Origin of the sequence: Streptomyces sp. NPDC000345 (genome assembly GCF_042898825.1) — a bacterium.
Taxonomy (GTDB): domain Bacteria; phylum Actinomycetota; class Actinomycetes; order Streptomycetales; family Streptomycetaceae; genus Streptomyces.
This window is the reverse complement of record NZ_JBIAZE010000002.1, coordinates 23977-35149: the sequence shown is the minus strand read 5'-3', so window position 1 is coordinate 35149 and position 11173 is coordinate 23977. Positions and strand designations below refer to the sequence as shown.

Here is an 11173-nt window from a genome sequence, read left to right as displayed (position 1 = left end):
CGTGGCCGTCGGCCGACCGCGCCCGGGTCGATTAATCGATTGACCGGTTGATCGACGGTCCGACACGGTGAGTACCTCTCCCGCGGCCGTGCCGGCCCTCCAGCCGGCCGGCCGCATTTCACTGGAGGTTGAACGAGTGAGGGGCACCATCCAGGTGCGCGGTCTGTCCCGCACCTTCCACACCACCGTCCGGCGACCCGGCTTATCCGGAGCCCTGCGCTCCCTGGTCAACCCCGAGCGCGTGGCCAAGCACGCGGTCAGTGACATCACCTTCGACGTGGCCGCGGGCGAACTCCTCGCGCTGCTCGGCCCGAACGGTGCCGGCAAGTCGACCACCATCAAGATGCTGACCGGCATCCTCACCCCCACCTCCGGCGAGGCACGTGTCGCGGGTGTCGTGCCGTACCGCGAGCGCGAGCGCAACGCCCGTAACATCGGCGCGGTGTTCGGGCAGCGCACCCAGCTGTGGTGGGACCTCCCGGTGCGCGAGTCGTTCGCGATCCTCAGGGACATCTACGAGGTTCCGGCGGCCGAACACAGCGCCCGTCTGCGGGAGTTCGACGACCTGCTGGCCCTGTCCTCCTTCTGGGACACCCGGGTGCGTCATCTCTCCCTCGGTCAGCGGGTGCGCTGCGACCTGGCGGCAGCGCTGCTGCACGACCCGCCCGTCGTCTTCCTCGACGAACCGACCATCGGCATGGACGTGGTGGTCAAGGAGCAGGTCCGCGAGTTCCTCCGGTACCAGGTCGAACAGCGGGGCCGTACGGTCCTGTTGACCACACACGACATGACGGAGGTCGAGCGGCTCGCCGAGCGCGTGGTGCTGGTCAACCACGGCCGGCTGGTGCTGGACGGCACGCTCGACGAGATCCGCCGCACGTTCGGCTCCACCTGGCAGGTGCGGGTCACGCTCGCCGACCTGCACTCCGAGGTCGCGGCGCTGCCGGGGATCGCGGTGGTCCGGCACGAGGGCGCGCGGGTGGTGTTCGGTCCGGACGGGTCCGCCGCGCCGACCGTGCACCAGGCCCTGAAGGCGGTCGTCGAGCGGTACGAGGTCACCGACGTCGCGCTGGACGAGGCGGACCTCGAGGACGTGATGCGGGCCGCGTACGTCTCCACGGAGGCGCTGTGACGGCGATGGTGCACGCGTGGCGCGCCGCCCGTGTCACTCCGCTGGGCGAGCTGCACGCCCCGCCCCGGATGACCGCCGTGCTGCTCCGGCTGGCGGTTCAGGTGGTACTGGTGGCCTCCCTGTGGCACGGCCTGTACTCGCGCACCGGCACCTCCGCCGGACTCGACGAGGGACAGGCGGTCACCTACGCCGTCCTGGCCGTACTCGCCTCCCGTCTGCGGGAGTTGGACCAGTACGCGGGCCGGGACACCGTGATCCAGCACATGCACTACGGCACCATCGTGTACTGGTACCTGCGCCCGCTGCCGCCCCGGCGCTACTACGCCCTGCGCGCCCTCGGTGAGCAGGTGTACGGGTTCGCGTGGGCGCTGGGCGGATACGCGGTGTGTCTGGCGGCCGGAGTGATCGAGCCGCCCGGATCGGCGGCCGTGGCAGGGGTGTTCGCGCTCAGTCTGCTGCTCGGCCAGTGGGTCCTGTACTACGTGATGCTCGTCCTGGACCAGTTGTGCTTCTTCACCATCCGCAACAACTCCGCGATGCTCATCCTGATCTTCGCGCAGAACCTGCTGTCCGGCGTGTACGCGCCCCTGTGGTTCTTCCCGGACTGGTTCGTCAGGCTGAGCGGTTTCCTGCCGTTCCAGGCGACGCTGAACGTGCCGCTGTCGATCTACATCGGCCGGATCCGGCTGTCCGACGCGGGAGTCCAGTTGGCCGTGCAGGCGGCCTGGGTCGTCGTGCTGGCGCTGTTCACCCGGTGGGTGTGGCGGCAGGCCGCGCGGCGCGTGATCTCACAGGGGGGCTGAGGTGTCGGTGAAGGCCGTGCGCATCATGTGGCGCATCACGCTGCTCAACATCCGTGCCTCGATGGAGTACCGCACCGAGTTCCTGCTGAACATCGCGGCCGGCGCGATCTGGCAGGTGGCGGTGATCGTGTTCGCAACCGTGCTGCTGTCCCGGTTCACCGGGATGGGCGGCTGGGACAGCTCGGAGGTGCTGCTGATCCCGGCGACGCGGATGCTCGCGCACGGTCTGATGGTGCTGCTGCTGGGGCGGATGCACTTCATCGGCCGGCAGATCCAGGAAGGGAAGATCGACGTCTATCTGCTGCGCCCCATGCCGGTGCACCGCCAGGTCCAGCTCGCCTTCTTCCCCGCCAACGCGATCGGCGACCTGACCGTGGCGGCGGGCCTGATGGTGGGCGCGATCAGCCGCAGTCACCTGGACTGGACGGCGGGCCGCGTCTCGTACCTGGTCGCGGCGGTCGTCGGCGGCATGCTGCTGGAGGCGGCGCTCTTCACCGCGGTGGCCGCCGCCTCCCTGCGTTTCCCGGCCGCCGACTACTGGAGCCGCTGGCTGGAGGAACTCCTCGGGACCTTCGGCAGCTACCCGCTGAACGTGCTCCCGCGCGCGGTCGGCGGACTGCTGACCTACGGCCTTCCGCTCGCGTTCGTCGCCTACCTGCCGGCCGCCGTCCTCACCGGCCACGGTCACGACACCGGCGTCCCCTACTGGCTGGCGGCGGCCTCCCCCCTGCTGGGCGCGCTGGCGTACCTGGGCTCGCGCCTGCTGTGGCGCTGGAGCCTCGGGCGCTACACCGGCGTGAACGGCTGACCACGGCCGGGGTGCGACGGTTCGCCCTGCTGACCCCGGTCCGCGGGGTGGGACGGAGGTGACGGTCCCGGAACGCTGGCGCCGCCCGCCGCCCGGGCCACGGGGGCGGTCCCGTGGCGTTCCGCCGTCCAGGTCAGGACGGTCGCGCCGACCGGGGCCGCCGTGTGGGGGCGGGTCCAGAAGGCGGAGGTGACGCGGCCGAGCAGCGGCTCGGGGTCACCTCCTGGCGCAGGGACGTCGAGCGGGTGCCGGCGACGGCGACGCAGGCCACCAAGACGGCGGCGAGGGCACCGACCGGCACGTCCTGTGCCCGGCCCGGGCCCGCGACGGCGGCGCCGTGCTCACCGCGACCGCCGCCGTCCCGGCCGGGCCGAAGCCGGGCCTGCGGCGCACCCGGGCCACGAGCAGGATCCGGTGATGCCGGCCGCCCTTAGGATTCCCCTGATCTGTCAAGGCCCGAGTCCACCAAGGCGGTTCCGCATGCCCCGCGCCGGCCTCACCACCGACCGTCTCGTCGCGGCCGCCGCCGAGCTGGCCGACGAGGCCGGGGCCGACGGCGTCACCATCTCGGCGCTGGCCCGGCGCTTCGGCGTCAAGGACGCGAGCCTGTACTCCCACGTCAAGAACCTCAGGGATCTGCGGACGCGGCTCGCGCTGTTCGTGGGCGGCGAGATGATCGACCGTATCGCCGTGGCCGTCGCCGGGCTGGCCGGCAGGGACGCGCTCGCCGCCTTCGCCGGCGCCTACCGGGAGTACGCCCTCCAGCACCCGGGACGGTACGCGGCCGGGCAGATCCGTATCGACCGGGAACTCCTCGCCGAGCCGGAGCCCGCCGCCCTGCGCCGCACCGCCGAGATCACCTACGGCATGCTGCGCGCCTACGGCCTCGCCGAGCCCGACCTCACCGACGCCGTCCGCCTGCTGCGCAGCACCTTCCACGGGTACTGCGCCCTGGAGGCCGGCGGGTCGTTCGGCGCGCCCCGGGACGTACAGCGGTCGTGGGAGAAGGCGATCGACGCGCTGCACGTGGCCCTGACCCACTGGCCCCGCGAAAACGTCCCGGAGGACTGACCTCAGCCGGCGGTCGCGCCGGGGGCGAGTGCCTGGACGTCGCCGTACACCGGTGTCGGCCCTTGTGGCGTCCGGCTGCCGGACGGCCGGACCTCGCCCGTCCTCCAGGTTGATGCCGACCGCCCCGGCGTCGAGCAGACGCGCGAACTCCCCCTCCTCGTCAGGGCCTTGACTCAATCCGTCCTCCGCGTCCACGGAGAGGAGAAAGGGAGCGGACCGAGAAGAAGGGCGAGGCCGAGGGTCGCGTCACGGGTCGCCGACGCCCCGTCGGGCACTCCGGCGGCCGCCACCACGGCCAGGCTCGTCGTGCCGATCGCCGGGAAGCCCTGTCCGGCCAGCGCCGGCGCGGAGGCGTGGTCCCAGGCGTTGGGCAGCAGAAGCGGCGCGTCCGCGTGGTGCGGGGCGGCGAACGGGGTCACGGGCCCGGCGCCTCCCCGCTCCCCCGGCCTGTGCCGACCGCTGTCCGCGCACGCTGGACGCCCAGCCCTTCGGCGCAGGCCGAACCGTCGTCGGCACCGCGCGCCCGCCGCTCAGCGCGACGCGGTGGCCGTCCGCTCCGCCTCGCCGCGCTCCACACAGAACTCGTTGCCCTCCGGGTCCGCGAGGACGACCCAGCCGGTGCCGTCGGGCCTGCGCCGGTCGTCGACCAGTTCGGCCCCGAGGGCGAGCAGCCGCTCCACCTCCTCGTCCCGCGTCCGGCCCTGCGGCTGGAGGTCGAAGTGGACGCGGTTCTTGACGGTCTTCGGCTCCGGGACGGTGACGAAGAGCAGGCCCGCCCCCTCGATCAGCGCCTCCTCGTCGCCGGGCTTGTCGTCCTCGTGCAGGGGCCGGCCGAGCACCTCGGACCAGAAGCTGCCGAGGGCGTAGGCGTCGGAGCAGTCGACCGTCACATGGCGGATGGCAGAAGTCATGCCGGGATTGTTGTGCACGCCCTTCACGGGCGGCAACGCCGAATTCCCGCCCCGGCGCGCTCTGTTCACCCGTCCCGGAAATCCCACCCGGCACGGCAACCCTTCTCCGTCCCGGCGGCAACCACAGGCCATGACATCTGCACGACGCACCACGCGCCACCGCCGCATCCGCGCGGCCCGAAAGCCGGCGATCGGCGCCCTCGCCGCCGCCGGGGTGCTCGCCGGCGCGTGGTACGCCACCGCCGGGGCCGCGACGACCACCGCCGCGCCGAACCTCACCCCCACCACCACCGCCGTGGCCCTCGGCGCCAAGTTCCCCTATCTCTCGGCCGGTTACAACAACACGCGCGAGTGGACGCGGACGGCGACCGCGGTGGCCCCCGACGGCACGCTGCGGGTGGCCTGGCCCGCCGCGGACGGCGTCCATGTCACCCCGCTGACCGCCGCCGGGAAGCGCTCGGGCGCGGACACGGTGGTCAAGGGCGCCAAGGAGGTCGGCGGCCTGGTCGCGCACGACGACGGGTTCGCGCTGCTCACCCGCGTCCCGGACACCAACAAGTGGAAGGAGACGGCGGCGGCGATCGTCCGCTACACCAACGGCAAGCAGACCTTCCGCACGAAACTCACCGGCACCGCCTCCCACGACACGGCTCCGCTGCTCGACGGCCAGCTCACCTGGAACGGCTCCAAGTACGGTGCCTACTTCGTCGTGCACGGCGCGGGCGGCTTCGCCGACGGGCACTACGGCGACAAGCTGACGTACCTCAGCGCCAAGGGGACGAAGCTCAGCGGCGGCTGGAGCTGGGGGTGCAGCCACAACGAGGGCATCGCGCTGCACGCCGAGACCTCCGGCGCCTTCACCTCCCTCTGCTTCGACGACTGGCGCTCGGGCCTGTTCGTCACCACGGGGATCGGCGCCCCGGACACCGCTCCGGTCGTGCAGCGCGAGCAGTGCTGGGCGGGCTACTGCGGCGGCACCTTCCCCGGCCGTACGGGTGACCTCGTGAAGTCCTCCACCGGTCGCTACGCCACCGCGTTCGCCTCGCGCGGGGCCGCCTCCGCCAAGAAGAACCCGGACGACTCCAGCGGCCGCGGCTGGACCGTCAAGCCGAAGACCAGCACCCATCAGGTCGCCGTCGCCTTCATGAAGAACCGCACCTCCGGCCCCGGCAAGGCGGTCCGTCTGACCAAGGCGGCCGGTACCGAGAACGTCAACGTCCACCTCGCCCCCTACGGCAAGGACCGGCTCCTGCTGTCCTGGGAGTCCCTGAAGAACGCCAAGTGCGCCGAGGGCACCTGCACCGGCACGTTCACTGGCACCCATCTGCGTCTCATCGACTGGAACGGCACGTTCCGGAGCGCGGACAGGGTGGTGAGCACCCGCATCACGGGCGACCTCGCGGTCCTCAAGGACGGCACCCTGACCTGGGCGTACGCCCCCGTGACCCCGACGTACACCAAGGCGCTCACCGGAGCCTCGCCGACCACGACGACCCTGCGGATCGCCCGCCTCAAGCCGTGACAACCCCGGCGTCCGGCGCCGTGTGAAACCCCGGCGTCCGGCCGTGGTGAAGCCCGGGGTCGCCGTGGAACGTGCGGGGCGGTCAGCCGTCCGCCCCGACGGCGGGCGGCCCGACCCGTACGGCGTCCCCGGAGAGGCTCGCCCGGACCTCGGTCCCCTCGCTCCAGCGCACGAGGATCCCGTCCGGTCCCTCCACCCGGACGGAGACCGTGTCCTCCAGCGGGGCCGGTTGCGGCTCGGCGGTGAGCCGGGCGAGCGCGACGAACAGGGTGGCGCCCTCCCCTGTAGTACCTGTGAGGGATGCGGGGGAGCCGGCGGAACCGGGTGAGCCGGGGACGCCGTCCAGACCGGAGACCGGGGTGAGCTGCGTGCCCACCCCCTCCGGGGCCGCCCACCCCGTCACCCGCACCGGGGTCCCGGGCTCCGCCCCCGTCACCAGATGGGCCCGCACCTCCGTCGCGCCCCGCGCCAGCAGGACGCTGGTGACCCGTACCCCGGCTCCGCCCACGGTGTGCCGGGACGCCGCCCAGCCGTCCCCCGCGCCCAGCGGCTCGATACCCGTACGACTCGGGTCGCCCCCGACGATCACACTGTTGTCGTACGCCGCGGAGGAGGAGGACGACGGGGAGGCCGGCGGGGAGGGGGCCGTCACCGTCGAGTACGCCAGCCGGGTGTAGTACGGGTCGTAGCGGACGTCCTCGCTGCCGTGGTTGTGCAGCCGGACCAGCCCGTCGGCCCGGGTCGACTGCAGGAGCCAGTTGGGCGCGGCGACCGGTGTCACCGCGTCCTCCCGCTCCGCCGGACCCGGCTCCTCCGGTGCCGTCCACACCTCGTGCTCCGGGGGCAGCAGCAGGCCGAGGAAACCCTTGCTCGCCCAGTAGGGGGAGGCGGGACCCGAGTAGCCCTGGAGGACGCAGGGGTCGGGGCCGTGCCAGCCGAGGGTGAGCAGACCGCGCTCGTCGACGGCGTCCCGCTCCAGGAAGTACTTCAGCGCGCCCGAGGCCAGTCTGCGCGTCTCGCCGGGCGGCAGCGGGGTGTGGCCGGTGAGGGCGCCCAGCCACAGGGGCGCGGTCGTGGCGAAGCGGTAGGTGAGCGAGCGGCCCTGATGCAGGGGGGCGCCGTCGCCGCCGAACAGGCGGGCGTAGTCGGCGAGATGGGCCCGGAGACGGCCGCCGTACACGGTCAGCAGTGGGCTGTCGCCGGCGAGATGGGCGTGCAGCACCGGGTACAGGTGCATGGCCCAGCCGTTGTAGTAGTCGTATTTCCGGCCGTCGCCGTCCGTGTACCAGCCGCCGCCGACGTACCAGTTCTCGATCCGCTCCAGCCCCCGGTCGATCGCCTTGCCGGCCGCCTCGGGCCGGTAGCCGATCTCCTGGAGGAAGCCGCCGACCGTGACGGGGAACAACTCCCAGTTGCACGGCCAGGGTTCGGCGGTCAGCGCATCGCCGAGCCAGGCGGCCGCGCGGTGCCGTACGGAGTCGTCGAGACGGTCCCAGAGGAGGGGCCGGGTCAGCCGCAGCGCGAGGGCGATCGACGCGGCCTCGACGAGCGGCTGGCTCCGGTCCTCGATACGGGGCCACACCCCGAGGACGCCGGCCGCGAGTCCGTCCGCGTACCGCTGAAGTGCCGTCTCGTCGCGGCGGAAGGCGGCGAGGAGCAGGGTGCGGGCGTACCCCTCCAGCCCGTCGGAGAGACGGCCCGACCAGCTCTCCCGGTCGCCGGGGAAGTGGTAGAGGGCGCGGTCCTCGGTGGCGTACGGCTCCACCGCGGCCAGCAGGGCGTCGGCGGCCGCCTCCCAGTGGGCGCGGGTGTAGCCGGTGCGGGGGCTGAGGGCGGGGTCGGGCGGGGGCAGGTGCATCGGCGGGTTCTCTCTCGGCATGCGGCCGGTACGGGTGCCGGCGGCCTCGGCCCCGTACGGGTCGGGGCCGGGAAGACCCCGGCTCCCCTCGGGAGGCGGGACCTGGGGGCGTCCCGGTTCCGGTCGGGGCGCCCCCAGGGGTTCATCCCACCCGCACGGTGCCCCTCGGCACCAGGTGCTGGGCGACGAGCTCGTCGCGGACCAGGCCCGCGTAGACCGTGGCTCCGTGCACGGAGGTGTGGGTGTTGTCGCGTTTTTCGTTGTAGAGGTAGAGCGCCTTGGAGCCCTCGACGCCCAGGGACTCCACCAGCGCCTTCGTCCTGGCCGTCAGGTCGATCAGCGGTACGTCCCGCGCGGCGGCGACCGAGCGGATCACCGCCGGGTGGTCGACGCCGAGTCCGTTGACCAGCAGGGCCGTTCCGTTGTTGAGCGTGCCGTCGGAGTTGAACCAGCGGCGCACGATGGGTGTGACGAGGACCGGTTCGCCGCCCTTGTCACGCACTCCTGCCACCAGTGTCTCCAGATTCGTGCGGTACGTCACCTCGTCGGTCGTCTTGTCGTTGTGCGCGAGCTGGATCAGGACCAGGTCGCCCGGGCGGATCAGCGGCCGGACGGTGGCCCACAGCTGCGGGTTCTGCAGGTAGGTGACCGTACTCTCCCCGGAGTCCGCGTGGTTGGCGACCGACACGCCCTTGCGCAGGTACTGCGGGAGTTCCTGGCCCCAGCCGGTGTAGGGGTCGCCGGGCTGGTCGCAGACGGTGGAGTCGCCGACGAGGAAGATCTGGCGGGCGTGCCGGGCGGGGGTGACCCGGATGCCGGCGAGGGCGGGCGCCGAGCCGCCGAGTACCAGGTCCAGGCCGGGAGTTCCCTCCGCGCCGGTCGGTTCGCCCTCAGGTGTACGGACGTCGACGGTGAAGCTGCGGGCTACGCGTTCGCCGGCCGCGGCGGTGGTCTCGGGCAGCAGCGCGCGCCGGGTCTCGCCGCTGACGCTCGTGCCGGAGGCGGCGTCACCGCCGACCAGGACCCTGACGTCGTACGTGCCGGGCGGGACGTCGAAGTGGCAGGCGGTGGCGGTGCAGTGGTCGATGCCGAGGGGGGCGGGGCGTTCGTGCGCCCCGGCGGTGGCGGGGACGGCGGTGAGCACGGCGGTCAGGGTCAGCGTCGCCGACGCGGCGATGGTGAAACGTCTCACTTGCGGCTCCTCCGTCACGGCTGCAGTCCTGGCGGCTGGACCGTACCGCCTCCGGCAAGCGCTTTCTAGACCTTGGACCGATTTCACGAGATCGCCAACCTCCAAGGAGCGAAAGCCCTTTCGCGAAATCGATTCAACTGTCACTCTCTCCCACACCCGCACACCCCACACCTCCCGAAGGAGGCACCCCCATGTCCGGATCCGACAGCCACTCGGTCCGACGCCGCACCTTCGTCCTCGGCACCGCGGCCGCCGCCGGTTCGGCCGCCCTCGCCGGCCCGCTCGCCGCCCCCGCGTCCGCCGCGGGCTTCGGCTGGAGCGACGACGGCTCCCACTACGTCGTCGACACCGGCGCCAGCCTGGTCTTCAAGGTCAGCAAGACCAACGGCGACCTGACCTCGCTGGTCTACAAGGGCACCGAGTACCAGGGCTACGACGGCAAGAACTCGCACATCGAATCCGGCCTGGGCACCTCGACGGTGACGATCGGTCAGTCCGGTTCGACGATCCTGGTCTCGGTCACGTACGGCACGCTCAAGCACTACTACGCGGCCCGCAGCGGCGAGAACAACATCTACCTGTGGACCAACAAGGCCGACACATCGGTCTCGGCGACCCGCTACATCCTGCGCGTGAAGAAGGGCCTGTTCCTCAACGACGAGCCCGACTCCTACACCTACACGTCCTCCACCGTCGAGGCCTCGGACGTGTTCGCGAAGTCCGACGGCCAGACCCGCTCCAAGCACTACGCGAAGCTGCGGGTGACGGACTACGACTACATCGGCTGGACGACGGGATCCGTCGGACTGTGGATCGTGCGCAGCAACCACGAGAAGGCCTCGGGCGGGCCCTTCTACCGCTCCCTGCTGCGCCACCAGAGCGCCGACGGCGGCGGCCTGTACGAGATCCTGTACTACGGCGAGAACCAGACCGAGGCCCAGCGCTTCGGCCTCCAGGGCCCCTACGTCATCGCCCTCACGGACGGCGGGGCGCCCTCCTCGTCGCTCTTCCCCGGGACGCTCACCACGTCCTGGGCGGACTCGCTCGGCATCTCCGGGTACGTCGGAGCGGGCGGCCGGGGCCGGGTCGCGGGCGTCGGCATCACGGGGCGGAACACGGCGTACGCCTACACGGTCGGGCTCGCCAACTCGGCCGCGCAGTACTGGGGGCCGGCGCGGGCCTCGGACGGCTACTTCTCCATCGGCGGGGTGCTGCCGGGAACGTACACACTGACCGTCTACAAGGGCGAGTTGGCTGTATACAGTACACAGGCAACCGTGTCCGCCGGCGCTACGACCACCCTGAACACGATCGCCGTCCCGTCCTCGAACGACCCGGGCAACGCGAGCGCGATCTGGCGGATCGGCGACTGGAACGGCACGCCCGGCGGTTTCAAGAACGCCGAGCTGATGACGTACGCGCATCCGTCCGACGTGCGGGCCGCCTCCTGGACCGGGAACGTGGTGATCGGCAGCGGCAACGAGACGTCCGCCTTCCCCTGCTATCTGTGGAAGGACGTCAACAGCGGCATCATCGTCTACTTCCGGCTGACCGCCGCCCAGGCCGCCGCCGCGCACACCCTGCGCATCGGCGTGACGACGGCCTACGCCAACGGCCGTCCGCAGATCACCGTCAACGACACCTGGACGTCGGCCGTCCCCTCCCCGCCCACCCAGCCGAGCACCCGGTCGCTGACCGTGGGCTCCTACCGGGGCAACAACCACACGTTCACCTACAGCGTGCCGGCGTCCGCCTGGCTGACGGACACCAGCGCCTACAACCAGCTGAGGATCTACGTGGCGAGCGGCTCGGGGACGACGTCCTTCCTCAGTGCGGGCACGTCGATCGACGCGATCGACCTGCTCACCTGACGTCA

Annotated in this window: 9 protein-coding genes and 1 pseudogene; 6 read left to right on the top strand and 4 right to left on the bottom strand. The window is 72.1% G+C overall.

What is annotated here, in order from left to right; translation table 11 throughout:
• Window positions 1-136 precede the first annotated feature (136 nt).
• The 4 genes from ACFY30_RS04830 to ACFY30_RS04815 all read left to right on the top strand — a co-directional run bounded on the left by ACFY30_RS04830 (window position 137) and on the right by ACFY30_RS04815 (window position 3814).
• Window positions 137-1132, top strand: coding sequence for an ATP-binding cassette domain-containing protein (locus ACFY30_RS04830; protein ID WP_390843723.1), 996 nt, complete (start codon window positions 137-139; stop codon window positions 1130-1132).
• A 5-nt stretch (window positions 1133-1137) separates the two neighbouring features.
• The gene (locus ACFY30_RS04825; protein WP_390844184.1) at window positions 1138-1935 is read left to right on the top strand and encodes an ABC transporter permease; all 798 of its coding nucleotides are present in this window, start codon (window positions 1138-1140) and stop codon (window positions 1933-1935) included.
• Between the two features lies 1 nt (window position 1936).
• Window positions 1937-2743, top strand: coding sequence for an ABC transporter permease (locus ACFY30_RS04820; protein ID WP_390843722.1), 807 nt, complete (start codon window positions 1937-1939; stop codon window positions 2741-2743).
• A 480-nt stretch (window positions 2744-3223) separates the two neighbouring features.
• Window positions 3224-3814 (top strand): WHG domain-containing protein, encoded by a 591-nt coding sequence (locus ACFY30_RS04815; protein WP_390843721.1) that lies wholly within the window; start codon window positions 3224-3226, stop codon window positions 3812-3814.
• A 78-nt stretch (window positions 3815-3892) separates the two neighbouring features.
• Here ACFY30_RS04815 and ACFY30_RS04810 read toward each other — a convergent pair.
• Both ACFY30_RS04810 and ACFY30_RS04805 read right to left on the bottom strand, forming a co-directional pair.
• Window positions 3893-4233: pseudogene (locus tag ACFY30_RS04810) on the bottom strand (isocitrate lyase/phosphoenolpyruvate mutase family protein); the annotation flags it as partial.
• 111 nt (window positions 4234-4344) lie between these two features.
• Window positions 4345-4725, bottom strand: a complete 381-nt coding sequence (locus ACFY30_RS04805) for a VOC family protein (RefSeq protein WP_390843720.1) — start codon at window positions 4723-4725, stop codon at window positions 4345-4347.
• Window positions 4726-4855: 130 nt separating this feature from the next.
• Between ACFY30_RS04805 and ACFY30_RS04800 the strand changes: the two genes are divergently transcribed.
• Complete coding sequence (locus tag ACFY30_RS04800; RefSeq protein ID WP_390843719.1) at window positions 4856-6247, top strand: hypothetical protein; 1392 nt, start codon at window positions 4856-4858, stop codon at window positions 6245-6247.
• Window positions 6248-6329: 82 nt separating this feature from the next.
• Here the strand turns inward: ACFY30_RS04800 and ACFY30_RS04795 are convergent, their stop codons facing one another.
• Both ACFY30_RS04795 and ACFY30_RS04790 read right to left on the bottom strand, forming a co-directional pair.
• Complete coding sequence (locus ACFY30_RS04795) at window positions 6330-8105, bottom strand: DUF2264 domain-containing protein (protein WP_390843718.1); 1776 nt, start codon at window positions 8103-8105, stop codon at window positions 6330-6332.
• A gap of 142 nt (window positions 8106-8247) precedes the next feature.
• Window positions 8248-9297, bottom strand: a complete 1050-nt coding sequence (locus ACFY30_RS04790) for a rhamnogalacturonan acetylesterase (protein WP_390843716.1) — start codon at window positions 9295-9297, stop codon at window positions 8248-8250.
• Window positions 9298-9488: 191 nt separating this feature from the next.
• Between ACFY30_RS04790 and ACFY30_RS04785 the strand changes: the two genes are divergently transcribed.
• Window positions 9489-11168 (top strand): rhamnogalacturonan lyase B N-terminal domain-containing protein, encoded by a 1680-nt coding sequence (locus tag ACFY30_RS04785; protein WP_390843715.1) that lies wholly within the window; start codon window positions 9489-9491, stop codon window positions 11166-11168.
• Window positions 11169-11173: the final 5 nt, after the last annotated feature.